This window comes from Myxococcus sp. CA040A, from assembly GCF_013336725.1.
Classification (GTDB): Bacteria; Myxococcota; Myxococcia; order Myxococcales; family Myxococcaceae; genus Myxococcus; species Myxococcus llanfairpwllgwyngyllgogerychwyrndrobwllllantysiliogogogochensis.
The window spans coordinates 902,464-926,279 of sequence record NZ_JABUMR010000005.1 but is presented as its reverse complement, the minus strand read 5'-3'; the positions used below and the strand labels follow the sequence as shown (position 1 = coordinate 926,279).

Genomic DNA, 23,816 nt, shown 5'->3' with positions numbered 1-23,816 from the left:
CTTGCCTCGGGTTGTACCGCTCCGGCGGCCCGTCGCCCAACCTGGGCTTGAGTGCTGATAGCCTCACGGGCCGGATGCCCCGCTTCCTCGCGCCCTCTCAGAGCTGGTTGTTCGGTCCGCGCGTGGACCTCGCCGTCTTCGCCGGCAGTGCGCTCGTCTCCGTGGCCATGGTGCTCGCCGCGCCCTGGCTGGGGGCCGTGGGTGACACGCCTCTCTGGGCGTGGCTCCTGCTCGTCGTCTGCGTGGACGTGGCCCACGTCTGGTCCACGTTGTTCCGCACCTACCTGGACCCGAACGAACTGCGCCAGCGGCCCGGCCTGTATCTGGGCGCCCCCCTCGTCGCCTGGGTGGTGGGCGTGCTGGCCCACCACGTGTCACCGGGCGCGTTCTGGACGCTGTTCGCCTACGTGGCCTTGTTCCACTTCGTCCGTCAGCAGTACGGCTGGGTCGCGCTGTACACGCGCAAGGCGCGAGCCTCCGACGTCGAGCGTCGCCTGGACGCCGCCGCCATCTACGCGGCCACCGTGGGCCCCGTCGTGTGGTGGCATGCGAACCTGCCGCGCGCGTTCTGGTGGTTCGTGGAGGGCGACTTCCTCCCGGGCCTTCCCGCATGGATGGGCACGCTCGCGCTCGCGCTGCACGCGGCGGTGCTGATGGCGTGGGTCGCCTTCCAGGGCCTGCGCGTGGCGCGCGGCGAGGGACTCCAGGTCGGCAAGGTGCTCCTCGTCGGCGCCACGTGGGTGACGTGGTTCGGCGGCATCGTCCTCGCGCGCGATGACTTCACATTCACGGTGATGAACGTGGTGCTGCACGGCGTGCCGTACTTCGCGCTGCTGTTCCGCTACTCACGCGGGCGCGGAGAGGAGGGCGGATATGGCGCCGCGGGCACCGTGCTGCGTGCGGGGCTGCCCGGCTTCCTCCTGTTCCTCGTGGCGCTGGCGTTCACCGAGGAACTGTTGTGGGACCGCTTCATCTGGCATGACCGCCCCGGCTTCTTCGGAGGCGCGGACGTGGGGCTCTCGCCGGACCTGCTGGCGCTGGTGGTGCCGCTGCTCGCGTTGCCGCAGGCCACGCACTACGTGCTGGATGCGTTCATCTGGAAACCGGGCCGCCAGCCCGCGCTGTTGGCCCGGCTCGGTTGGGCGCCGCGCTCCGTGCAAGAGGGTCCACCAATCGCCACCTCGCGCGATTCGACGATGGTCATTCGCGGAGGGAGTGAATAAGGGTCAGAGGCTCTATGCCTCGACTCCTGCTCGTCTCCAATCGTCTCCCTGTCACCGTCAAGGTGGAGAAGGACAGCGTCGCCGTGGTGCGCAGTGCCGGCGGACTGGCCACGGGATTGCGCCGACCCCATGAGCGCTCCGGCGGCCAGTGGATTGGCTGGCCCGGGGACATGTCCCGGCTGTCGGAAAGCCAACGGACGCGCGTGGAGGAACAGTTCGCCGAGCAGCGCTACGTGCCCATCCACCTCACCGCGAGCGAGGTGAGCCGCTACTACGAGGGCTACTCCAACCGGGTCCTCTGGCCGCTGTGCCACTACATGCTGGACCGCATCCCCCGCCAGGACCGTGACTGGGAGGTGTACCGCAAGGTCAACGAACGTTTCGCGGACCTCACCGCGAAGCAGTACCAGCCGGGCGACACCATCTGGGTGCATGACTACCAGCTCATGCTGGTGCCGGGGATGTTGCGCGAGCGGCTCCCCGAAGCCCGCATCGGGTACTTCCACCACATCCCGTTCCCCTCGTCGGAAATCTTCCGGACGCTGCCCCGCAGGGAGGCGCTGCTGAAGGGCCTGCTCGGCGCGGACCTCATCGGCTTCCACACGGTGAGCTACGTGCGGCACTTCTCCGGCTCGCTGTTGCGGCAGCTCAGCCTGGACACGGATGTCGACAGCATCATGTGGCAGGGGCGGCAGGTGCGGGTGGGCGCCTTCCCCATGGGCATCGACTCCGACTCCTTCGACTCGCTCGCGAAGGAGGTAAGCGTGCTGGAGGAAGTGGCCTCGCTGCGGCGCACCGCGGAAGGACAGCGCATCCTGCTGGGCATCGACCGGCTCGACTACACCAAGGGCATCCCCCGCAGGCTGCTGGCGGTGCAGCGCCTGCTGGAGCGCGAGCCCGCGTGGCGCGGACGCCTGCGGTTCATCCAGGTGGCCGTGCCCAGCCGCACCCAGGTGGAGGCGTATGCCACGTACCGCGAGCAGGTGAACGAGCTGGTGGGCCGCATCAATGGCCAGTACGGCAGCGTGCAGAACGTGCCGGTGCATTACCTCTACCGCTCCTTCAACGAGAAGCAGCTCGCCGGGCTGTACCGCGCCGCGGACGTCATGCTGGTGACGCCCGTGAGGGATGGCATGAACCTGGTGGCCAAGGAGTTCTGTGCCTCCCGGCCGGACGAGGACGGCGTGTTGGTGCTCAGCGAACTCGCCGGCGCCGCCGACGAGCTGAACAAGGCGCTCACCGTCAACCCGTACGACGTGGAGTCGACGGCGGACGCCATCGAGCAGGCGCTGGAGATGGGCGAGCACGAGCGCCGCGAGCGCATGCGCGCCTTGCGCGCGCAGGTGAAGGCCCACGACGTGCACTGGTGGGTGTCCCACTTCCTGGGCCGGCTCCAGGGGCTGCCCTCGGTCTCCGTGCGTGACGTCAAGGGCGGCGATGAGGCGCTGGAGGTGCTGAAGTCGGCGGAGCGCCTGTCGCTGATGCTCGACTATGACGGGACGCTGGTGGGCTTCGCGCCCCGGCCGGAGCTGGCCGCGCCGGATGATGCCCTGCGGGAGTTGCTGGCGAAGCTGGTGGCGAGGCCGAACACCACGGTGAGCGTGGTCAGCGGCCGGCCCAAGGAGACGCTGGAGGCGTGGTTCGGGACGCTGCCCATGGGGCTGCACGCGGAGCACGGCCTGTGGTCCCGCTCGAGGCCGGGGGATGCGTGGCGGATGCTCGACGGGGTGACGGCGGAGTGGAAGGACGCCGCGCGCCCCATGCTCGACGAGTTCGCCGCGCGCGTCCCCGGCTCGTTCGTGGAGGAGAAGTCCGCGTCGCTGGCGTGGCACTACCGCCAGGTGGACCCGGAGTTCGGCGCGCTCCAATCCCGCGAGCTGCGATTGAAGCTGGCGGAGACCTTCGCCCGGCGGCCCGTGGACATCCTCCCCGGCGACAAGGTGGTGGAGGTGCGGCCTCATGGCGTGAACAAGGGCCGGGTCGTGGACGCGGTGACTCGCCAGTTGTCGCCCGGCACGCTGGTGGTGGCCGTGGGTGATGACCGCACGGATGAGGACATGTTCGCGGCCATGCCCGAGGGCGGGCTCACGATTCACGCGGGCAACAAACCCTCGCGCGCCACGTACCGCGTCAGCGGCCCGGAGGAAGTGCGCAAGTTGTTGGCCGCGCTCGTGGAGACCTGACCGCGCATCCTCCGCACCCGGGGGCGACGTCGAGGCCGGGGCTCGACGGTTTCGTTGACGAGTCGTAGGACATTCCACGAAATGCCGAGGAGTCGGGTGACAGGCTCCCTCTCCGCTGGTGTTCTGCTTCCGGGCCGGATTTTCACGGGGAGATGGAACATGGATGTCCCGCGCCGTGGTCTGCGGGTGGGTGCAGCGGTGCTGGTGGTGAGCTTCTCCGGGGCGGGATGTGGCCCGGGTGACGATGCCGTCGCCAACGAAGTGGAGACCAGTGAACAGGGCCTGGACTGGGAGCAGTCGCTCCTGGCCCCCCTGGACCGGGATGCGCTGCGACAAGCCATCGCCGGCTTGCCGGACGCGAAGACGACAGCGGCGCAGGTCCGCATCAATGGCACCGCGGGACGCTGGCTCGGCGCGTCCGGTGTCGCGGATGTCCACGCGGGCACGCCCGTGCCCACGGATGCGCGCTTCCGCATCGGCAGCATCACCAAGACGTTCACCGCCACCGTGGTGTTGCAGCTCGCCGCGGAGCGCCGCGTGGACCTGGACCGCCCGGTGCAGCACTATCTGCCCGGGCTGCTGCCTCCCAACTTCGGCCTCATCACCGTGCGTCAGCTCTTGAATCACACGCACGGCCTGCCCAACGTCCCGCTGCCGTCCAAGGACCCGGAGTGGTTCTTCGACAACCGGTTCCGCCGCTGGTCGCCCCGCGAGCTCGTCGCGCTGGCGCTGCCACCCGGGCCCCGCTTCGTGCCGGGCACCCAGCAGGAGTACGGCAACATCGGCTACCTCGTCGCGGGGCTGCTCATCGAGAAGGTCACCGGCAGGCCCTACAGCCACGCGGTGCGCGACCGCATCCTCGCGCCGCTCGACCTGCGGGACACGTCCGTGCCCGGCAATGACCCGACGATTCCCGGCCCTCATGCCAGGGGTTACGAGGCCGTCACCAAGGCCGACGGTACGGTGCACCTGGTCGACATCACCGAGGCGAACCAGTCCATCCCCTGGGCCGCCGGGGAGATGATCTCCACCACGGCCGACCTGGACACGTTCCTCTCCGCGCTCTTCCGGGGCCGGCTGCTGCCACCCGCGCAGCTCCAGGAACTCTTCACCGTGCCGGACGTGCCCACCCTGGGCGGAGGGCGCGCGAGCTACAGCGCGGGCCTGACGCGCTTCGAGGTCAACGGCCTGACGCTGTGGGGCAAGAGCGGAGACCGGCACGGCTACAACAACGGCATGGGGGCCACGCGGGACTTGCGCCGGCGCCTGGTCTACTCCGTCAACACGCTGCACATGGGACAGGAGCGGCCGGCCATCGCCGACCGCATCGTCGCCACCACCTTCGCCGCCCGTTCCCCCCGTCCCTGAACGAAGCGCACGGCCTCCGCGCGCGTGAAGCGAGCGGAGGCCGCGTCGAATGACTACCGCACGAGGGACGCGGTGCGACCGCCGGGGCCCTGGATGATGACCCGGCGCGCGAAGGCACGGTCCACGCGGCCGAGGAAGTCCCTGAACGCCGGGTACTCGTCCGCCTTCACGCGCGCGACGGAGAGCTTCACCTCACCCTCGGCGACGAGCTTGCCCTCCTCCACGCGGTAGGTGAGCTTGAGGCGGCCGAACGCGTTCGTCTCCTCCACCGCCTGCGGCAGCTCCGTCACGGACCAGCCCGCGGGCAGCGTGTAGCGCAGGTTGAAGCTGTTGACCCACGGGCTCTGCATCACCAGGTCGAACCGGCGCTCCGCCAGCGGGGCGAAGGCCTGCTGGTAGGTGCGGCCCGTGCCGAAGGGCAGGAAGCGCACCGCGTTGGGCATCACCTCCGCGTAGCGGGGGATGCTCATCCGGAAGTCCATGGACACGTCATCGTCCAGCTTCGTGGTGTCGCTCAGCGACACCTCGTTCACCGTCAGGCCGGGGAAGCTCTGCGCCCACGCCCGCTCGAAGGTGGACTTGCGCGTGGCCTCCGGACGGTACGCCCGGCGGTACTCCGGCGCGCTCTGGCCGCTCACCGTGCTGGCGCCCGTCACTTCCGCGCTGCCATCCGCGCGCAGCGCCACGTCCATCTTCAGGCCCGTGGCGTTGTCCTCCGCCCTGGCCTCCGGCGTGGTGAGGAAGGTGCTCTTGCCGTCCGGCTCCACCACCAGCACGTTGGCGACGCGGTCCGCGCTGGGCAGCTCCTTCGCCCCGTGGAACTCCGCCGTGCCATCCAGGTACAAGTCGAACTTGGGGACATACGCAATCGCGTGGTTGAAGGCCGCGAGGCTCGCGGGCTCCGCGTCCAGCGCGCCCAGGTTGCGCATGCGCAGGAGCACCAGCCGGCTGTCCACGCCCGCCACCCGCAGCATGGCGTGGATGAGGCTCGCCTTGTCCTTGCAGTCACCGAAGCGCCGCGACAGCACCCGGTCCACGCGGTACGGCTTGAAGCCGTGGATGCCGAACTCCAGCGCGACATAGCGCGTGTTCGTCACCACGAAGTTGTAGATGGCGCGCACCACCGCCAGCTCGTTCTTCCGGTCCACGCCCGTGAGCACCTGGTCCACCGTCTGCTTCAGCTCCGAGTTCGGCTGGAGCTGGTCCCTCACGAGGCCCCACCAGTAGCGGCCCACCTGGTCCCACGTCTGGTAGGTGGAGACGTGGAGGTTCTGCGCGACCTCCGCCCAGCCCGGCATGCCCGGCTCCGGCACCACCTTGGCCACGTGCTTCGCGTTCCAGCGGTACAGCACGCGCCCGCCGTCCACCGACTCCTGCGCGCTCTCCACGCCCTGCAGCCGGCTCTTGTTCCAGTAGAGCGGGCGCTCCTTGGGCATCTCCACCAGGTACTGGAAGCGCAGCTTGGGATAGACGCCCTGCACGCTCTCCACGTCACCCCAGTAGTCCGACAGGAGGTTCTCCTGCGCGGTGTCGTCCAGGCGGTACGTCACCTCCAGCGTGTCGCCGGCGGCCAGGGACGGGAAGGAGAGCACCTTGGCGCGGGCGTCGTAGTACATGCCCGTCCACGGCTCGTTGATGTTGCGGTCGTTCTCCCCGTAGCTCTCCACCACGGAACCGTCCGTCTTCGTCACCCGGGCGCGCAGCACGCGCACCTCCTGGCGGTCCGGCGAGTAGGTGATGGGCATGGTGCGGAAGGCGTCCACGCCCCGCGCGTTCTGCACCTTCACCACCATCTGCATCAGCCGGCTGGACAGGCCGCTCTTCTGGACGTGCACGAAGGTGTTGTCGACCAGGTAGATGGCGTCCTCGTGGACGTACGCCTCGGCCTCCTTCGCCAGGGGCCTGGCGTCCACCACGTGCTGCATGCCGGCGCCGGCGCCCTCGCCCTTGAGGGCGCGCAGGGCCTCCTTCAGGCCGGGGTTCTGCGGACGCAGCACCAGCGAGCGCTCGAAGGCGGCCAGCGCGGGCTCCCGGCGGCCGGCGGCGAGCAGCGCGCGACCCTCGCGCTCGTAGACCTCCGGCTCATCCGGGGACAGGGCACGGGCCTCCGCGAACAGGGCCACCGCCGGCTCCACCGCGCCGTTGCTGGCCTTCAGCTCCGCGAGCCTCACGCGGGCGCCGTTGTCGAACGGGTTGAGGGCGACCAGCTGCGAGTACTCGCGCTCGGCGGCCTCCACCTGACCGGAGTCCGCCAGCAGCGCGGCCAGCGCGCGGCGCGTGCCGGTGTCGTCGAAGCGCAGCGCCAGCACCACGCGCATCCGGTCCATGGCCTCGCGATGGCGGCCGAGCTGCCGGGAAATCTGCGCCGCGGTCCGCACCGCGCGCGGCTGCCGGGGCTGATGGCGGAAGGCCTCCTCCACCAGCGCGTGCGCGCGCGGACGCTCACCCAGGGCCTCGTAGGCGCGGGCCAGCGCCAGCCGGGCGGAGGACTCCTCGGGCGTCTTCTCCAGCACGGGCGCCACCAGCGCCATGACGCGCTCCGGGTGTCCGCGCTCCATCTCATGGTCCGCCAGGGCCACGCGGGCCTCGGGCAGCGTGGGGTCGGCGGCCACGGCGGCCTCCAGGAAGCGGCGGCGCTCGTTCAGGTCATCCCGCTGCAGGCTCGCCGCGAGCATCTGCAGGCGCGCGTCCTTGGGCGCGAGCTCCGCGGCGCGCGTGGCCTCCACCGTGGCGGTGTGCTCGCGGTCATCGAAGCCCCGGTAGAAGCCGAGCACCCGCGCGTAGTCCCCGTGCAGGGTGGCGTCGTTGGGGTTCTTCTCCACCAGGGTGCGCAGCGCGGAGGTCAGCGTGGGCAGCGTCTGCGGAGCGGGGGCCGCGCCGCGCTCGATGGCGGGCGCCCTGGCCGGCAGCGACGCGCGCACGGACGGCGACTCCTGGCGCAGGTAGAAGCCCAGCGGGCCCGTCTCCTGGCACACCTTGAGGAGCACGCGGTTGAGGCCCTTGCGCAGCTTCACGGACACGCGGGACTGGTCCGGGCGCGGCAGGTTGTAGCGGTCCTCCTTCGCGGCCAGCTGCCCGTTCACCCACAGGCGGAAGGCGCCGGAGGTGCCCAGGCCGAGCGCCACGCGCGTCTCCTGTGAGGACTCCAGCCAGGTGACGGCGTAGGCCACGGCCTCGCGGTTGGGGCGCACGGCGGTGGCCAGGTCCACGTAGCCGTCCGCGGTTGTCGCGGTCAGCTTGCGCCAGGACACCTGACGGCCCTTGGCGCCCGCGTAGTTGGCGGCCAGGTCCAGGTTGGCGGCCTCCGGGCCGAAGTCCGTGTCACACCCGGACTTGCCCTCGTTGTCGAAGCCGCCGACGACGTAGTAGTCGCCGAGGAAGCCCATCCACTGCTTCACCTCGCCCGCGCGCGTCAGCCGGCCCCGGGCGCGCTCGGTGTCCAGCAGGAGCAGCTGCGCGGTGGCGCGCGTGTTCGCGTCGAACTGCCGCCGCGAGGCCACGTAGGAGTAGGTGCTCACCAGCGGCGTGAGGTCCTCCACCTCGTCCACCAGCGAGTGCAGCCGGAGGAGACCCGCGGCGCCCCGGGGCGAGGAGGCCTGCTTCAGCGCCTCGGCCGCGTACAAGCGGGCCGTCTCGTCCGCCGCGGGCCGGGCCTGCACCCAGAGGGGGCAGGTGAGCACGAAGACTGCGGCCAGCCATGTGAAGCGGGACATCCGTTCTCCTCGGTGCGACATGCGTGTAGGGCGAAGGCCCCGCGCATTCCGGGGCCGCCGACGCCGATGAACAGGCGGGCCCTTTGGGGCCTTCCCCTGCATGCGGCCCTGGATGGCGGACAGGCAACCGAAAACGTCACCCGGCGTGCGGAGGGGAACGGGGTAGGTGCGGGTGGGTTTGGAGTGGCGCGGGGCAAGTCAGGGGCTTGGGGTCTCGAAAACCCCGCCTACACTGCGGTTCCCGGCGCCCCCGAGGAAGCCCCTGGAGCGCCCGACTTCGTCCTCACACCCCCCGGAGCCCCATGCGTCGTCTCGTCATCCTGCTCACCGCGCTGAACCTCATGGCCTGTGCCCACGGAGGGAGCGCCTCGGAGCCTGCTGCTCCGGAGGCCGCCTCCGCGAAGCCCCCGGCACCCAAGCCCGTCGCCACGCCGGAGGCGATGAAGGCGGCCTCCGAGGGGTATGCGCTGTCCCGGAAGGGCGACAACGCGGGCGCGCTGGCCCTGTTCCGGACGGCCTGGGAGGGCGGGGCGCGGGGCAAGAGCCTGGCCTACACCGCGGCTTGCGTGGCCTCCCTCGCGAAGGTGAACGAGGAGGGGCTGGTCTGGTTGGAGCGCGCCGTGGACGAGGGCTTCAATGACGCGAAGCACCTCGCGAAGGACCCGGACCTGGACAACATCCGGAGCCTGCCTGGCTTCGCGCCGCTGGCACAGCGAGTCGCCGCGGCCGACGCGAAGCAGTACGAGGCCGCGGACCCGGCGCTGCGCGACGAGCTGCTGAAGCGCGCGGACGAGGACCAGGACGTGCGCAAGCTCCTCGTGGCCTCGAATTTCAAGGACGAGGCCGTCAAGACGAAGATGCGCGAGGTCGACGCCAGCAACACCGCCTTCCTCAAGGACGTCATCGCGAAGCGGGGCTGGCCGGGCAAGGCCCTGGTGGGCGCGCGCGCCACCTTCAGCGCGTGGCTGATGGTGCAGCACGCGGACCAGGACGTGGCGTTCCAGGAGCAGGTCCTGCCGATGCTGGAGCAGGCCGTGGCGCGAGGCGAGGGGTCGGCCAAGGAGCTCGCGTACCTCACCGACCGGGTGCTGGTGAACACCGACAAGCCGCAGCGTTACGGCACCCAGTTGGAGCCGGTGGACGGGAAGATGGTGCCCAAGCAGTTGGAGGACCCGGCGAACGTGAACGCGCGTCGCGCCGCCGTGGGCCTCGACTCGGTGGAGGAGTACATCCAGAGCGTCGAGCGGATGAAGGCCGCGATGAGCAAGCCGTGAGCGCGCGCGGGCCCTAGAGCACGACGCCGAAGTATTCCGCGAGCGCCCGCCGGCGGGAGTCCTCGTCCAGCACGGTCAGCTCGCGGCGCTCCTTCCCCTCGGTGATGACGAGGGCGCCTTCCTTGAGGGTGACGCGGCCCTTCGGCGTCGCCTTCGTGCACAGCCGTCGCTGCGTGAAGATGGACTCCGGCGAAGTCTGGTGGTGGTGGCACATGCCGGTGAAGTCCTCCAGCGCGCGCGGGACGAGGGAGAGCGCGTACTGCACCTCCCAGCCCTGCTCCGAGTCGCGCCACAGCAAGAGCCCCGCGCCGTCGGCGGCCAGCCGGTAGTCGCGTCCGGCGCGTGTCTGCACGCCCCGCTCGTCCAGGCGCAAGGGCTCCAGGAAGCCCTCTCCGAAGCCGACGTCGACGAGCCACTGCTCGCCCCCGTCCTCCACCTGGAGCGTCAGGTGGTCGAACTCCGGGCCGAACGTCCCGTCCCTGGCGTCGGAGGCGACACGCGCGGACAGCGGCGTGACGCGGTAGCCACGCGCGGTGAGCAGCCGGGAGAACAGGCCGTTGAGCTCGTAGCAGAAGCCGCCGCGGCGGCGGGTGACGACCTTGTCGAAGAGGGCGTCCGTGTCGAGCCGGATGGGGCGGCTCAGGTGGATGTCCAGGTTCTCGAACGGCACCGACTCAAGATGCGCCCGGTGCAGCGTGGCCAGCGACGCGTCGGCGGGGGCCTGGATGCGTTCCATGTATCGCGCGGCGTCGAACATGGCGCATGTCTAGCGCGGTCCACCCGGTGGGTGGAACGGGCTTTCCGGACGGGGCGTTGTCGGCCTGACGCGGCGGGAGGCTCCCTCCACCGACGAGGGAGCCTCTGTGCTGAATCCTACTTCGCCGGGGTGCTGGTGACGGGAGGCGGGCGGCGCAGGAAGGACCGCACGCTTTCGAGCTGCAGGCGGTCCGACTCCACGCACAGGCGGATGGACTCCAGCGCCCGGGCGTAGGCGCGCGGCGCGCCCTCCAGCTTGTCGACGCGGGGGCCGAGGAAGGACTCCAGCTCCGCGCGGTGCTTGTCGTCACAGAGCGAGCCCGTCATCGCGATGAGCCAGCCCAGTTCGTCCGAGCGGACGCGGGTGGCGAGCGTGTCGAAGTGCTCGCGGTAGAAGCTCCACGCCACCTCGCGCGTCTCCGGCTCGGAGAAGGCGCCGGCGAACAGCGGGCGCGCGTCGCGCACGTCGAACTCCGTCATGGCCAGGGTCAGGTTCTCTTTCACCAGGGCCGGGTCCCGGAAGCTGGCGAGCACGTTGATCATCTGGCTGCGCTCGTTGCGGTCCTCCGCCTTGCGCGCGCGGGCGAGCAGCGTGTCGTGGAGGGCGCGGTCGGCGTTGCGCGCGGCCACCGACAGCACCAGCGGCACGGCCTCCGGGTCCACGCTGTCGCGCTTGGCGAGCCACTGGGTCGCCAGGCCCTGGGCCTCGCGCACCAGCGCGGGGTGGTGTCCCGTCATCGTCGCCAGGGCGAGGTGCAGCGAGCGCGTCTGCTTCAGTTCGTCGCTGTCGTTCTTCTTGGGCAGCCAGCCCAGCGCCTTGGCGCGAGCGCCGTAGAGCTGCCCCACCCAGGTGCGGAAGCGCGCGCGCTCGGCCGGGGTGAGGTGGTCCTCGTTCACCAGGTAGAGCAGGCGGGCGCCGCCCATGACGAGGGAGCGGCTCGCATCGGACGCGGTCGCCGGCACCATCTTCAGCGCCTCGCCGAGCGGCAGGTCACCCCGGCGCACCGACGCCTCCACGTCCGCGAGGAGCGCCAGCCGCTCCGGCACCGACAGCGTCTTCTGCGTCGCCGCGAGCACCTGGGTGAGCTGCTGGGACGAGTAGCCCGCGCGGTAGTAACCCATGCCGCCCGCGTTGAGCAGGACCCACTGGGGACACTTCTCGAGCGGCAGCTCCAGCTCTCCCGTGCTCTCGGAGAGCAGCTGGCAGACGCGCACGTCCTCCGCGCCGACACCCGCGCGCACGCACACGGGGACGGACCAGGTCTGGTCCTTGGAGGCGTTGGAGCCCGCGGGCAGGTAGCGCTCCTGGGACAACTTCAGCTTCGGCCGCTTGCCGGCGTCGCACTGCACCTGGGCGGAGACGCGGGGGGCGCCCGGTTGGTCGATGAAGCTGCGGAAGGAGCGGGCGACGTCGGGGCCCGCGGTCTCCGAGAGCGTGGTGGCGAAGTCGTCGGACGTCGCGGTGCCCCACTCGTGCTTGCGCACGTGGGTGCGCAGCATGTCGCGCATCTTGTCCGGTCCCAGCCAGGACTCGAACATGCCGATGATGGCCGAGCCCTTGGCGTAGGTGGTGGAGTTGTCGAAGGAGCCGATGACCTCGTCATGCGTCGTCGCGGGCTTGCGCACCGGCAGCGCGGCGGCGAGCTCGTCCGCGCTCATGGCTCCGGACAGCGCGTGGGTGCTGGCGTCCTGGCCGAAGCCCCAGCTCGGGTCGAACCCGTCCATCTGCTTGCGGTCCAGCCACGACGTCAGCGACTCGTTCAGCCAGATGTCGTCCCACCAGCGGCAGGTGACGATGTTGCCGAACCAGTAGTGGCCCAGCTCATGGCCCGCGATGTTGACGTACCACTTGCGGCGCTGGAGCGTTTCCTCGCCGGGGCGGATGAGCGTCAGGGGCTGGCCCAGGGCGACGAGGCCCGGGTGCTCCATGGTGCCCCAGTAGCGAGGCACCACCGCGACGTCGAGCTTCTCGTACGGGTAGGCCTGGTCGAAGAAGTCCTCGAGCACGGTGACGATGCGCGGGGTGACGCTGGCCGCGTACGCCGTCTCAGGGCCGCGACCCTTGGGGACGATGAAGCGCAGCGGCACCTTGTTGCGGCCAGTGGTGCCCGCGTCCACCACGTCGAAGGGCCCCACAACGAAGGCCACGAGGTAGCTGGGCATGGGCTTGCTGTCGCGGAAGGTGATGCGCTGGAGCCCGTCGGGCAGCGTCTCCTTCGCCTCGATGGCGTGGTTGGCGAGCGCCACGTCACCGGCCTTCACGGTGAAGCGCAGCCGCCAGGGCACCTTGAAGGTCGGCTCGTCGAAGCAGGGGAAGGCGCGGCGCGCGTCCACCGGCTCGAAGAAGGTGTAGAGGTAGTTATTGCCGCCTTCCTCCTGCGAGTAGATGCCCCGGCTGCGCTCGGCATCCACCTTGCCGGAGAAGGTGATGACGATGCGCGCGCGTCCGGGCGCCAGCGTCTCCGGCAGCAGCAGGCCGAGTCGTCCGTCGCTCGCGGTGACGGCCCGGGCCTCCAGCGTGCGCGAGTCCTTCTCCACGCGGGCCGCGCTCACGTCCAAATCCTGTCCGTGCAGCCAGACCTGGCGCACCGGCTCGCGCACGTCCACGTCGATGGTGACGGTGCCCGAGTACGTCGGCTCCGAGGACAGCAGCTTCAGGTCCAGCGTGTAGTGGGTGGGCTGGACGGTGTCCGGGAGCCGCAGCGCGGGGGGCTGGGCTTCGGGCCACTCGGGCGTCGCCGCCGCCGTGGCCTCGGGCTTGGAGGGGACGGTGGTCTCGGTGGCGTGGGTACAGTGAAGCGAGACCAACGCGGGGACGAGGAGGAGGAGGTGCCTGCGCATGCCGCGAGGCTACCGCGCCCCTCGCGTTTGGCTACCGAGAAGGGCACGGCGATGCGTGTCTATGAATTCCGCGTGGGTTCCGGCAGAGCCGGATTCCTTCAGAAGCGGCAGAGGAACGCGTCGTAGCCGCCGGCGCTGGGGTTGCCCGCCAGGCCGCCGAAGGTGAATCCGGTGACGTACGCGTTTCCCGAGGCATCCACGGCCACGCCCCGTCCGATGTCCGAGCGGTTCGTGCCGAGCGTGCGGGTGCCAATCTTGCTGCCGAGGGCGTCGAAGCGGGAGAGGAACACGTCCTGGGAGCCCGCGTAGGCGTTGCCGTCCAGTGAAGCGGTCGTGTAGCCCGTCACCTGCACGGTGCCATTGGGGGCGACGGCGACGCCGAACGCGTAGTCGGTCTGCGTCCCGCCGAGCAGGCGGCTCCACTCGCGATTGCCGGAGGCGTCATAGCGCGCGAGCAGCACATCGATGAGGCCATTGTTGGTGTTGCCGTCGAGCGTGCCGAACGTCTCACCCGCGATGTAGACACCGCCGTCCGCGCTCACGGCGACGCCCTTGGCGTCGTCGAGGTCGGAGCTGTCGACCTGGCGGACCCACTGCTGGGTGCCGAGGATGTCGAGCTTCATGAGGAAGATGTCGGTGCCCACGGGCGTGGTGACGCCGTCGAGGCTGCCGAACGTGTTGCCCACCACGTAGACTTCATAGGTGGACGTCACGGCGATGCCGCGCGCCATGTCGCTGCTGGGCGAGCCGAGTTGCTGGAGCCAGTACGGGTTGCCGCCGTCGTCGTAGAGCGCAACGATGATGTCGTAGTTGTTGGGGTTGCCGCCGTTGGCGAAGCTGCCGCCGGTGTAGCCGGAGATGAAGACCTTGTCGTTGTCGGCGACGGCGATGCCGGTGGCGAAGTCATCCATCTGCGTGCCGTTCTGCCGCAGCCACTGCTGGTTGCCCTGCGCGTCGTACTGGGTGACGAAGTAGTCGAGCCCGCCCGCGTTCACGTAGAAGCCGAAGCCGCCGAAGGTGTGGCCGGTGACATAGACGTTGCCGGCCGCGTCGGTGGCCACGGCCGTGGCGCGGTCATCCTGCGCGGTGCCCAGCTGGTGCACCCACTGCAGCGTGCCGGCGGTGTCGTACTTCGCGAGGAAGACGTCCAGGCCACCGGCCTTCGGCTCCGGGCCAAGCTGGCTGGAGGTGTGGCCCACGACGTAGACGCTGTTGCCAGAGACGGCGACAGCCTGGGCCTGCTCATCGATGTTGGCGCCGAGCTGGCGGACCCAACTCGGAGGAGGGACCTGGGCCTCGGCGGCGGAGGGGGCGCCCAGCGCGCAGACGGCACCAGCCACGGCGAACGTGCTCAACAGGGGGTGTTTCATCTCGGACTCCATTCTCAGTGGGGGAACTGAGCCGTGGATCGGATGGGAAATCTGTCACCACGGCAAGTATGCAAGACCACGGGACGCGTGCGCGTGGAAGATGGGTAATGAAAGACAGCCCGAAGCTGTGTTTGACCCGGGCGTGAGTTGTTGTTGACCCCGTTGCAGATGACGCGGTGTGACAGCTTCAGCACGGGGTGGTCTGGTGACGTGCGGGTGTCTCAACGTGACACGTGGGTTTCGGGCGGCTCGCTCAGGTGAGGGTGAAGGCGCGCGCGAGCGTCAGCACTTCGACGCGGGTGGCGCCAGCCGCGTGCAGGGCGATGGCCGCGGCGCGGGCCGTGGCGCCAGTGGTGAAGACATCGTCGAGCAGCAGCACGTCATGTCCCGTGACGTCGGACGACGCGGTGAAGGCCTCCGCGACGTTGTCGGCGCGCTCTGCTTCGGTGAGACCCACCTGTCGCTGTGTCTCTCGCGTGCGTATGAGCCAACCCACCGGGGCTTGTCGGCCCACGCACTTCGCCAGCGAGCCCGCGAGCAGCTGGGCCTGGTCGTACTTGCGCGAGTGATATCGGCGCGTGTGCAGGGGGAGGGCCACCACGCGGTCCGGAGCCCGGGAGAGGAAGCTCCTCGCCTCGTCCGCAAGCAACTCCGCGAGGGGCTCGGCGAGTTCCGGATGGTCCTCGTACTTGAAGCGGTGGATGGCTCGCGCCAGGGGGCCCTCGTGCGCGAAGGGGGCCCAGGCGCGGGAGAAGGGTGGGGGGTGGGCCCGGCAGCGCGGGCATGAGCCGCCAGGGAAGGTGCCGGGCTCGGCGCAGGTGCGGCAGCACCCGGGAGGCAAGCGCTCCAGGGCCGTGTCACACGTCTCGCAGAAGAAGGCCCCGGGACCGGGAAGGACTCTCGCGCAGGCGATGCATGCGGGAGGGTAGAGGACGTCCAGCAGGGCTCTGAGCATGCGGGGGGGGCTTGCAGCGGGGATGCCACGCTGTCGAGTCAGGAGTTGGCGGTGATGCTCCCGCACCCGGGGGGATGTTGACGTGTCACCGGGTTCCTCGACATCGTTGCGGAGCGCATGACGTTCCACGGCGTCCCGATGAACTTCATCCCAGGGAGACGCAGATGAGCGGTGGGCGGGTCTGGCAGGGGAACTGGAGGGTTCGCCTGTATGCGCGGGTCCGCGAGCGGGGTTACGACTCGCTGACCGCCTTCGCCGATGCACGGCCCGCCGTCTCGCTGATGGGACTGGCGGATGAGCTCGGGAAGGGAGAGGTCGCCGGCCTCCAGATTTTGAGCGTGCTGCGCTCCGAGGCGGAGTCCCGCGAGCAGGTCACCCGCTTCGTGCGTGATGCGCTGGTGCGCAACATGGCCGAGTACCTTCCGAACGGCTGGCCCGCCGTCATGGACGACGAGTCCCGCTTCGTGGTCGCCAAGCTGCTGACCTTCTGGTCCACCGACATCCCGGAGACGCACCGCAAGCGCGTCGAGAACGCCCGCGTCTCGCTTCGGACGTCTCCACCGCCCTCTGGCTGGCGCCCTCTCGGGCCCGACGACTCGCTGCTATGCACGCTGCTGCCCGATGACGAAGCGCGTGGGTGAGCGAGCCCACGGCCAGCGTCTGGTTCGACGCTCGGTGCCATCCACGGGGGGCTCGCGGTCGAAGGGCCTTTCTGTCCGGGGACCCGCCGCGGTGACGGACTGCCCCTGACTCAGTCACCGAGCCGGATGACGACCTTGCCGACGAGTCCACGCTTCTCGGCGACCTCGAAGGCGCGCCGATGGTCGGAGAGCTCGAACACCTGCGTGGGGCCAGGAGTCAGCTCGCCCGCGTCGAAGTGCCGGCCCAGTTCCTCGAGGGCGGCCGTGGTGGACTGGGTGATGACGAAGCGGTGCTTCTGGGCGCGGAACGGGTTCTGGACGGCGGCGCTGGCGAGCTTCGCGGGGCCCGGCTCGAAGTCGACGTAGACGCCGTGGGGCTCCAGGAGGGCGCGAGCCTCGCTGAAGGGAAGCCGCGCGGAGAGGTCGAGCACCGCGTCGAAGGTCTTCCCTGACGCCAGGATGGAGTCGCGCCGGTAGTCGATGACCGTGTCAGCGCCGAGTTCGTGAGCCAACGCGACGCCGTCGGTGCCACTGACCGCCGTGACGTGTGCCCCCGCCCGTCTGGCGAGCTGGAGGGCGTACGGCCCCAGCCCTCCGCTGGCGCCGTTGAGCAGCACGTGGTCACCCTCCTTGACGCGCGCGACGGCTCGCACGGCGGTCCGGGCCGCGAGTCCGACGACCGCGACGGCCGCGGCCTGCACGGCGTCCAGCGACCTGGGCACCTTCGCGACGACTCGCGCCGGGACGGAGATGTGCTCGGAGAGGTAGCCCGCCTTGAAGGAGCCCATGCCGCCGAAGACGTCGTCCCCGACGCGGAAGCCGGACACGCCCTCGCCCACCTGCTCCACCACACCCGCGAAATCGAGGCCCGGGGTCTTCGGGAACCTCGTGCCACTGAGCAGCCGGGCATCGCCGCGCCGAATCTTTCCGTCGAGCGGGTTGATGGACACGGCACGCACGCGCACGACGAGGTGCCCGGCGCGAGGAGCCGGCGGGGCCACGTCGGAGAGGGTCAGGACGTCAGGACCACCAAAGCGTTCGTAGGTCACGGTTTTCATGCGGAAAGGAGTAAGTCCACTGAGCCATTCGCGGAACTTGATGTTCGGAAGGCTTATGCTTCATGAAATGAATGTCTCGACGTTCGACCTGAACCACGCGCGTGCACTCCACTTCCTGCTGGAGGAGGGCCATGTCGCCCGGGCCGCGCGGAGACTGGGAATCACGCCCGCGGCGGCGAGCAATGCGTTGAGAGGTCTGCGCCGTGACTTCGATGACGCGCTGCTGGTCCGGACAGGGCGGACGCTCACGAGGACCGCTCTGGGGGAGCAGCTTCGCGGGCCCGCGCGTGAAGTCCTGGCCGCCGCGGAGCGCCTCTTCGTCGTGGGCGTGCCATTCGAGCCGAGCGCGTACGACGGCGAGCTCATCCTCGCGACCTCGGACCGCGTGGCGGAGGTCCTGCTATCAGCGCTCGATGGGTTGCTGACCGCGCGGGCTCCACGAGCGCGTCTCTCCGTCCACACGATGACGGTCGACCTCGCGGCGTTCCTGCGAGAGAACGACGGCCTGGCCATCATGCCGGGGGCTGCCCGGGAGCGGGGACTCTCGTCGGAGAAGCTGTTCCTGGACGACTTCGTCTGCGTGCTCCGCAAGGGGCATCCGCTCCTCAAGGGGCCGTGGACGATTCGGCGCTTCGCGGCGGCCGAGCACCTCCTCGTCGCGCCCCTGGGGCGGACTCAGCGGGGCGCGGTGGACGCGCTGCTCGAAACGCAGGGACTCACCCGGAGGATAGCGCGCGTCGTGAATTCGTTCGCGCTGGCGATGCCCCTGCTCGCCGCCTCGGACCGAATCACCGTCCTGCCGCGCAGCTTTGCCCAGGCGCGAGCCCGGGAGTGGGGCATCGTGGTGAGACCGCTTCCCTTCGAGCTGCCCACCATCGAGATGGAGCTGTCGTGGCACCCGAGGCACGAGCGGGACCCGAAGCACGTCTGGTTTCGGGCCCTCTTGCAGGAAGCCGTGCGCGTCTCGGAGCTCCCGCGCCCCGCGACGCGATAGGCCTCACGGCAGCACGCCCTGCCGGTTCATCTCCTTGGACTGGGGCAGGCCCATCACCTTGCACAGCGTGGGGGCGATGTCCGCGAGGATGCCGGGGCGCAGCTTCTGCCCCCGGAACGCGGGATGGATGAGGTGGAACGGCACCGGGTTGAGCGTGTGCGCGGTGTGCGGCTCGCCGGTGATGGGGTCCACCATCTGCTCGCAGTTGCCGTGGTCCGCGGAGATGGCCATCACCCAGCCGTTGCGCTCGCACGCCTTGCCGAGCACGCCCAGGCACTCGTCCACCACGCGCACCGCCTGCATCGCCGCGTCCAGCCGGCCGCTGTGCCCCACCATGTCCGGGTTGGCGAAGTTCGCCAGCGCGAAGTCATACGTGCCCGAGTCCAGCCGACGCACCAGCTCCGCCGTCACCTCGCGCGCCGACATCTCCGGCTTCAAGTCGTACGTCTTCACGTCACGCGGACTGGGCACCAGGTGCCGGTCTTCTCCCGGGTAGACGACTTCGCGCCCGCCGTTGAAGAAGAACGTCACGTGCGCGTACTTCTCCGTCTCCGCCGTGCGGAACTGGCGCAAGCCCTGACGCGACAGCAGCTCCGGGAAGATGTCCTGCGGCTGGTCCGGCGCGAAGACCACCGGCAAATCGAAGGTCTCGTCGTACTGGGTCATGCAGACGTAGCGCCCCAGCCGCAGCCCACCCCGGTCGAAGTCCTTGAAGCTCGGGTACGCCAGCGCCTGCGTCAGCTCCCGCGCGCGGTCCGCGCGGAAGTTGAAGAACAGCACCGTGTCCCCATCCTGGATGCGGCCCACGGGAGTGCCGTCCCCACTGGCCAGCACCGTGGGCTTCACGAACTCGTCGGTCACCTTCTCCGCGTACGACGCGCGAATCGCGCTCAGCGCGTCCGGAGCCTTGGGCCCCCTGCCGTACACCAGCGCCTCGTACGCGAGCTGCACGCGGTCCCAGCGCTTGTCGCGGTCCATCGCGTAATAGCGCCCGCTCACCGTGGCGATGCGCCCCGTGTGCGTCTCGTGAAGGAAGCGCTCCAGCTCCTCCACGTAGCCCAGCGCGCTCTGCGGCGGCGTGTCGCGCCCATCCAGGAACGCATGCACGTAGACGTGCGCGACGCCCCGCTCACGCGCGGCCTTCAGCAGCGCGTACAGGTGCTCCATCGACGAGTGCACGCCGCCCGGAGACACCAGCCCCAACAGGTGCAGCGCCTTGCCGTCCGCCTTCACGCCGTCCATCGCGGCGCGCAGCACGGGGTTTCGCGCCAGCTCCCCGGACTCCGCCGCGCGGTTGATGCGCACCAGGTCCTGGTAGACGATTCGGCCCGCGCCGATGTTGGTGTGGCCGACCTCCGAGTTGCCCATCTGCCCCTCGGGCAGGCCCACGGCCAGTCCCGAGGTCTGTAGCTCGGTGAACGGGTAGGGGCTCGTCAGCTTGTCGAGGTGCGGGGTTCCGGCCAGGAGGATGGCATTCGCCTCTCGCTCGTGACGGATGCCCCAGCCATCCAAAATGCAGAGCAGGACCTTGTGCGCGGCAGTCATGCCCGAACCCTAACCACGCAGGCGCCGGACGGAGAGGGCAAAAAGCACCGGACCACCCCGTTTCCGGGCTCCGGGCTCGGGGCCGCGCTACTCCTCGCGGGAGCGCGTCTTGTACGTCAGCACCGGCGCCAGGGTGGCCACCACCCGCACCAGCCCCGCCTCCACCAGGTCCGTCACCACGCGGTCAATCGGCTTGTACGCGGGCGGCGCCTCCTCGAAGAGCAGGTCCTTGTTCTCGCAGACGACATGACTCTTGAAGGGGGTGCGCGTGAGCGACTCCGCGGTGAAGCGCTCCTTCATGCGCTCGCGTGCGGCCGTGCGCGTCCACTTGCGGCCCGCGCCATGCGCCAGGCTGTACGCGCTGCCCGTCCCATCGCCCAGAGGCACGACCAGATAGCTCAGCGCGCCACGGCTGCCCGGAATCACCACGGGCCCCTCGTCCGAGGGCGCCGCGCCCTTGCGGTGCAGCCACCGCGTGCCACCCGCGTCCCGCCGAGGCGTCACGCTGTTGTGGCAGACATCCAACACCCGACGGGCCGGAGCGCCAATCCCATCCAGCACCCGCCGCGCCACCAGCGCCCGGTTCGCCCGAGCCCACGCCACCGCGTGGTCATGCCGCGTCAGATAGGCCCGCGCATCGTCCGAGTCCTCCGCCAACCCGCCCGCCGCATGCCGGTCCACGTGGGCCCGGAGAATCGCCTCGCCCAGTCCACGTGAGCCCGAGTGCACCAGCAGGAGCAACCGGTCCGCCGCCAGCCCCAGCGCCGCGAAGCCCTCCGCGTCATGCACCGCGTCCACCCGCTGCACCTCCGCGAAGTGGTTGCCGCCGCCCACCGTCCCCAGCGCCGCCTCGAACCCGGAGGCCTTCACGCCTTCTTCCGCCAGGAAGCCTTCCGCGTCTCCGCTCCAGGCCCCCTCGACGTCCAGCTTCGCCGCCCAACGCTCCGCCTTGGCCTTGCGCGCCAACATCCCCACGTCCCACAACCCCATGCCACAGCCGATGTCGCTGCCCACCAGGTATGGATAGAGGATGCCTTCCGAGGTGAAGGCGGCACCCACCGGCGCGCCCTTGCCGGGGTGCAAATCCGGAAGTCCCACCGCGTGCCTCATGCCGGGCAGGCGCGCCACGGCCTCCAACTGCCGCACCGCCTCTCCCTCCACCCACGATTGGGGCGAGGCGATGATGCGGACGGTCGCGGGTGGAGACGTCAGGGGGGCCTGGGTGCCGGCGGTGCTCATGAGGCCCGTTGACGCCCCCTGTCTGGTGGGCCTGACGCAGGCGAGCGCGGCAGGGACCGGAGTCCCGCTCCCGCCGCCTGCTCGCCTGGTGGGCTACTTGTGGTACGGCTCGCCCTTGAGAATGGTGAACGCGCGGTAGAGCTGCTCCACGAGCACCACGCGCGCCAGCCGGTGGGGCAGCGTCATCTTCGACAGGGACAGCGTGAGGTTCGCCGCGTCCCGCACGCTCGAGTCCAGCCCCTCGTCACCACCGATGACGAAGAGCAGGTCCTTGGCGCCCGTCTGCGCCTTGCCCACGTAGCGGCTGAGCTCCACCGAGTCGAGCAGCGAGCCACGCTCGTCCAGCGCGATGACCCAGTCCTGCGGCTTGCGCTTGGAGAGAATCGCCTCCGCCTCGGCGGCCTTCGCGTCGCCCGGCTTGAGCTTCTTGCCGCTCGCCTCGGTCAGCTCCACCAGCTCGAAGCGGGTGTAGTGGCCCAGGCGGCGGGCGTACTCCTGGACCGCCGGCTCGTAGAGACCCGAGCGGTCCTTGCCGATGGTCAGGAGGCGGACCTTCAGGAGACCTTCTCCCGGTTCGCGTCCGCCCAGAGACCTTCCAGGTCATAGTGCGCGCGCAGGTCCGCGAGGAACAGGTGCGCCACCACCTCGCCGTAGTCGAGCAACACCCACTGGCCCGTCTCGACGCCCTCGGTGCCGAGCGCGCGCACCGGCTGCTCGCCCTGCTTGAGCTGTACGTGGACGTTCTCCGCCATGGCGCTGACCTGACGGTCGCTCTCGCCGGAGGCGATGACGATGTAGTCCGCGTAGGACGTCATGCCCCGAACGTCCAGGATGACGACGTCCAGCGCCTTCTTGTCGAGCAGCAGCTGGGCCATGCGCCGCGCCAGCGCCTGCGCCTGCGGGTTCTCCGCCGGGCCCGCCTTCTGCTGGGCGGCGCCTGGCAGCTTCGCCTTCTTCTTCGCCCTCAGGGGGACCTTGCCCGGGGTCTTCTTGCGAGCCGGCGCCTTCTTGGGAGCGGGAGCCTTGCCCTTGGGGGCCGTCCTGCCCGTCGCCGTCTTCTTCTGCTTCCGCGCCGGGGCCTTGGCCTTGGTCGCGCTCTTCTTTCGTGGGGTCGTCTTCTTCTTCGTTGCCATGTGCGGCGCACCCTACCGCACCCTTGGCAACACGGCATGGGTCCTCTATGGGGTGTTGTCCATGAGCGACGCCCGCCTGGAACAGTTCAAGAAGATGGCCGCTGACTTCCCGGACTCCCCCATGAGCCACTTCTCCCTGGGGAAGTTGTACCTGGAGCGAAAGCAGTACGCCGAGGCGGCGTCTGCCCTGGAGGCGGCCGTGCGCCTGGACCCGACCTACGCCGCGGCCCTGGTCTCCCTGGGGGACGCGCTCTCCGGGGCCGGGCAGGTGGAGCGGGCTCGCGAGGTGCTCACCCAGGCCCGTGAGCACGCCCTGGCCCAGGGCCACCCGGGACTCGCCGAGGAAATCGACGAGCGCATCTCCGACCTGTGATGAACACGAGGGCCTTCGAGTCCTCGCCGTGCCTGCTCAGTCCCGCCAGGTGAAGCCGACGCCGAACACCTGTCGCGAGTAGGAGAGCTGATTGCGGGGCAGCCGGGTGCTCCACAGGCCCCAGGACACCTCCAGGTCCACCCGCTCCGACACCGGGCGCGCCAGCTTCAGGGACAGGGAGTTCTGTCCCTCGTCCTCCTCGACGAGGATGATTTCGGGCGACAGGTAGATGCCATCCGGATAGCGGGTGATGCCCAGTGAACCCTGCGCCAGCAGCGTCACCTTCCAGGGCAGGCGCACCCCCGCGTTGCCTGTCACGCGGTGGCGCAGCACCGTCTCCCCGAAGCTGTTGGATGTGACTTCCTGGTACGCGTACGTCAGCCCCAGCGTCACCGGGCCCCGGTAGTTGTAGCTGGCGCCCGCCGTGAGCGCGCCATCCTCGCGCCGGCCCAGGGACGAAGCACCGGAGGCGCCGGGCCTGGGCCGCGCCAGGGGTCCGTAGCGGCGCGCGCCCCAGTCACCGAAGAGCGACAGGCTGTGGCGCCGGTCGAAGCGGTAGCGGCCCACCACGCCCAGCTCCGCGCCGCCGAAGTTGGCCGTCTTATCCGGCCGATACACGAAGCGACGCGCGCCTGCCCGCACCCGCAGCGCCAGTCGCACGTCCGGCGCGTACTCGGCGAACACGCTTGCTCCCAGGTCCGAGTACGCCCGCGTGCCGCCCCGCCGGTCCTTCGCGTGTCCCTCCGCCCCCAGGCCGAACTCGGTGCCCAGCGCCAGCGAGGCCTCCAGGGCCCCGGTCTGGATGAGCGTGTCCTCATCCGAGAAGCCCACGTACTTGCGCGCGCCCAGCTCATAGCGGCCCACCAACTGGGTGCGCTCGAACGTCGCGCGCCCCTCGGCCGAGCCCAGCACGCTCAGCGCCGGGTCCGCTCCAGGCGAGGGCGTGCTCCCGTCGGAGAAGTCGCGTGGCGCGTTGGTGTCCACCAGCAGCCGCGCGGTGCCCTTCAGCGCGCCCTCCCACTCGACCGCGGACGCGGGCCGAGCGGCGAGCAACACGAGGAGGACCAGGAGGGTAGGGCGGGAGCGGGACACGACGCCGGGCAACATAGCCGGCCTCGTGCCTGCACGCCCCACTCGCGGGAGGGCGGGC

At 70.2% G+C, this 23,816-nt stretch carries 18 protein-coding genes; 7 read left to right on the top strand and 11 right to left on the bottom strand.

Going from position 1 to position 23,816, the window contains the following annotated elements; all coding sequences use genetic code 11:
• Positions 1-74: 74 nt before the first annotated feature.
• The 3 genes from HUA75_RS25610 to HUA75_RS25600 all read left to right on the top strand — a co-directional run bounded on the left by HUA75_RS25610 (position 75) and on the right by HUA75_RS25600 (position 4,774).
• On the top strand, positions 75-1,223 hold the full coding sequence (locus HUA75_RS25610; RefSeq protein WP_174487840.1) for a hypothetical protein: 1,149 nt from the start codon (positions 75-77) through the stop codon (positions 1,221-1,223).
• A 14-nt stretch (positions 1,224-1,237) separates the two neighbouring features.
• Positions 1,238-3,406: a bifunctional alpha,alpha-trehalose-phosphate synthase (UDP-forming)/trehalose-phosphatase gene (locus HUA75_RS25605; RefSeq protein WP_174487839.1), complete on the top strand. Its 2,169-nt coding sequence runs from the start codon at positions 1,238-1,240 to the stop codon at positions 3,404-3,406.
• A gap of 159 nt (positions 3,407-3,565) precedes the next feature.
• Positions 3,566-4,774, top strand: a complete 1,209-nt coding sequence (locus HUA75_RS25600) for a serine hydrolase (protein WP_141642189.1) — start codon at positions 3,566-3,568, stop codon at positions 4,772-4,774.
• Positions 4,775-4,827: 53 nt separating this feature from the next.
• Here HUA75_RS25600 and HUA75_RS25595 read toward each other — a convergent pair whose 3' ends face one another.
• The gene (locus HUA75_RS25595) at positions 4,828-8,487 is read right to left on the bottom strand and encodes a DUF3857 domain-containing protein (protein ID WP_174487838.1); all 3,660 of its coding nucleotides are present in this window, start codon (positions 8,485-8,487) and stop codon (positions 4,828-4,830) included.
• A gap of 302 nt (positions 8,488-8,789) precedes the next feature.
• On the opposite strand from HUA75_RS25595, the gene HUA75_RS25590 reads away from it, so the two are divergent.
• Positions 8,790-9,761 (top strand): DUF6624 domain-containing protein, encoded by a 972-nt coding sequence (locus tag HUA75_RS25590; protein ID WP_174487837.1) that lies wholly within the window; start codon positions 8,790-8,792, stop codon positions 9,759-9,761.
• A gap of 13 nt (positions 9,762-9,774) precedes the next feature.
• Here the strand turns inward: HUA75_RS25590 and HUA75_RS25585 are convergent, their stop codons facing one another.
• From HUA75_RS25585 to HUA75_RS25570, 4 genes are all read right to left on the bottom strand, one after another.
• Positions 9,775-10,518 (bottom strand): arylamine N-acetyltransferase, encoded by a 744-nt coding sequence (locus HUA75_RS25585; protein WP_174487836.1) that lies wholly within the window; start codon positions 10,516-10,518, stop codon positions 9,775-9,777.
• Between the two features lie 116 nt (positions 10,519-10,634).
• Positions 10,635-13,358, bottom strand: coding sequence for a M1 family metallopeptidase (locus HUA75_RS25580; protein WP_174487835.1), 2,724 nt, complete (start codon positions 13,356-13,358; stop codon positions 10,635-10,637).
• A gap of 98 nt (positions 13,359-13,456) precedes the next feature.
• Positions 13,457-14,728: an SBBP repeat-containing protein gene (locus HUA75_RS25575; RefSeq protein WP_174487834.1), complete on the bottom strand. Its 1,272-nt coding sequence runs from the start codon at positions 14,726-14,728 to the stop codon at positions 13,457-13,459.
• A gap of 253 nt (positions 14,729-14,981) precedes the next feature.
• Positions 14,982-15,683: a ComF family protein gene (locus HUA75_RS25570; protein WP_174454675.1), complete on the bottom strand. Its 702-nt coding sequence runs from the start codon at positions 15,681-15,683 to the stop codon at positions 14,982-14,984.
• Positions 15,684-15,847: 164 nt separating this feature from the next.
• Between HUA75_RS25570 and HUA75_RS25565 the strand changes: the two genes are divergently transcribed.
• Positions 15,848-16,324, top strand: a complete 477-nt coding sequence (locus HUA75_RS25565) for an NUDIX hydrolase (protein ID WP_174487833.1) — start codon at positions 15,848-15,850, stop codon at positions 16,322-16,324.
• A gap of 110 nt (positions 16,325-16,434) precedes the next feature.
• Here HUA75_RS25565 and HUA75_RS25560 read toward each other — a convergent pair whose 3' ends face one another.
• On the bottom strand, positions 16,435-17,382 hold the full coding sequence (locus HUA75_RS25560) for an NAD(P)-dependent alcohol dehydrogenase (RefSeq protein ID WP_141642228.1): 948 nt from the start codon (positions 17,380-17,382) through the stop codon (positions 16,435-16,437).
• Positions 17,383-17,449: 67 nt separating this feature from the next.
• On the opposite strand from HUA75_RS25560, the gene HUA75_RS25555 reads away from it, so the two are divergent.
• A complete protein-coding gene (locus HUA75_RS25555; RefSeq protein ID WP_174487832.1) occupies positions 17,450-18,376 on the top strand; it encodes a LysR family transcriptional regulator in 927 nt (308 codons plus the stop codon).
• A 3-nt stretch (positions 18,377-18,379) separates the two neighbouring features.
• On the opposite strand, the gene gpmI is transcribed toward HUA75_RS25555, so the two are convergent.
• From gpmI to rsfS, 4 genes are all read right to left on the bottom strand, one after another.
• On the bottom strand, positions 18,380-19,921 hold the full coding sequence (gene gpmI, locus HUA75_RS25550) for a 2,3-bisphosphoglycerate-independent phosphoglycerate mutase (RefSeq protein WP_174478166.1): 1,542 nt from the start codon (positions 19,919-19,921) through the stop codon (positions 18,380-18,382).
• 87 nt (positions 19,922-20,008) lie between these two features.
• Positions 20,009-21,160, bottom strand: coding sequence for an RNA ligase RtcB family protein (locus tag HUA75_RS25545; protein ID WP_174478165.1), 1,152 nt, complete (start codon positions 21,158-21,160; stop codon positions 20,009-20,011).
• Between the two features lie 93 nt (positions 21,161-21,253).
• Positions 21,254-21,718: a 23S rRNA (pseudouridine(1915)-N(3))-methyltransferase RlmH gene (locus HUA75_RS25540; RefSeq protein WP_141642232.1), complete on the bottom strand. Its 465-nt coding sequence runs from the start codon at positions 21,716-21,718 to the stop codon at positions 21,254-21,256.
• Positions 21,715-22,293: a ribosome silencing factor gene (rsfS, locus tag HUA75_RS25535; protein WP_174454681.1), complete on the bottom strand. Its 579-nt coding sequence runs from the start codon at positions 22,291-22,293 to the stop codon at positions 21,715-21,717. The genes HUA75_RS25540 and rsfS overlap by 4 nt, the downstream gene beginning before the upstream one ends.
• A gap of 61 nt (positions 22,294-22,354) precedes the next feature.
• Between rsfS and HUA75_RS25530 the strand changes: the two genes are divergently transcribed.
• Positions 22,355-22,666, top strand: coding sequence for a tetratricopeptide repeat protein (locus HUA75_RS25530; protein WP_254613951.1), 312 nt, complete (start codon positions 22,355-22,357; stop codon positions 22,664-22,666).
• Between the two features lie 36 nt (positions 22,667-22,702).
• Here the strand turns inward: HUA75_RS25530 and HUA75_RS25525 are convergent, their stop codons facing one another.
• Positions 22,703-23,773 carry a hypothetical protein gene (locus HUA75_RS25525; RefSeq protein WP_141642234.1) on the bottom strand — a complete coding sequence of 357 codons (1,071 nt, stop codon included), beginning with the start codon at positions 23,771-23,773 and terminating at the stop codon, positions 22,703-22,705.
• Positions 23,774-23,816 lie beyond the last annotated feature (43 nt).

Coding starts and splice junctions, on each gene's coding strand:
- rsfS (WP_174454681.1), bottom strand. CDS start 22,293: ATGGCAACGAAGAAGAAGACGACCCCACGAAAGAAGAGCGCGACCAAG.
- HUA75_RS25570 (WP_174454675.1), bottom strand. CDS start 15,683: ATGCTCAGAGCCCTGCTGGACGTCCTCTACCCTCCCGCATGCATCGCC.
- HUA75_RS25575 (WP_174487834.1), bottom strand. CDS start 14,728: ATGAAACACCCCCTGTTGAGCACGTTCGCCGTGGCTGGTGCCGTCTGC.
- HUA75_RS25605 (WP_174487839.1), top strand. CDS start 1,238: ATGCCTCGACTCCTGCTCGTCTCCAATCGTCTCCCTGTCACCGTCAAG.
- gpmI (WP_174478166.1), bottom strand. CDS start 19,921: ATGACTGCCGCGCACAAGGTCCTGCTCTGCATTTTGGATGGCTGGGGC.
- HUA75_RS25545 (WP_174478165.1), bottom strand. CDS start 21,160: ATGAGCACCGCCGGCACCCAGGCCCCCCTGACGTCTCCACCCGCGACC.
- HUA75_RS25585 (WP_174487836.1), bottom strand. CDS start 10,518: ATGTTCGACGCCGCGCGATACATGGAACGCATCCAGGCCCCCGCCGAC.
- HUA75_RS25555 (WP_174487832.1), top strand. CDS start 17,450: ATGAATGTCTCGACGTTCGACCTGAACCACGCGCGTGCACTCCACTTC.
- HUA75_RS25580 (WP_174487835.1), bottom strand. CDS start 13,358: ATGCGCAGGCACCTCCTCCTCCTCGTCCCCGCGTTGGTCTCGCTTCAC.
- HUA75_RS25560 (WP_141642228.1), bottom strand. CDS start 17,382: ATGAAAACCGTGACCTACGAACGCTTTGGTGGTCCTGACGTCCTGACC.
- HUA75_RS25525 (WP_141642234.1), bottom strand. CDS start 23,773: ATGTTGCCCGGCGTCGTGTCCCGCTCCCGCCCTACCCTCCTGGTCCTC.
- HUA75_RS25590 (WP_174487837.1), top strand. CDS start 8,790: ATGCGTCGTCTCGTCATCCTGCTCACCGCGCTGAACCTCATGGCCTGT.
- HUA75_RS25610 (WP_174487840.1), top strand. CDS start 75: ATGCCCCGCTTCCTCGCGCCCTCTCAGAGCTGGTTGTTCGGTCCGCGC.
- HUA75_RS25600 (WP_141642189.1), top strand. CDS start 3,566: ATGGATGTCCCGCGCCGTGGTCTGCGGGTGGGTGCAGCGGTGCTGGTG.
- HUA75_RS25565 (WP_174487833.1), top strand. CDS start 15,848: ATGAGCGGTGGGCGGGTCTGGCAGGGGAACTGGAGGGTTCGCCTGTAT.
- HUA75_RS25530 (WP_254613951.1), top strand. CDS start 22,355: ATGAGCGACGCCCGCCTGGAACAGTTCAAGAAGATGGCCGCTGACTTC.
- HUA75_RS25595 (WP_174487838.1), bottom strand. CDS start 8,487: ATGTCCCGCTTCACATGGCTGGCCGCAGTCTTCGTGCTCACCTGCCCC.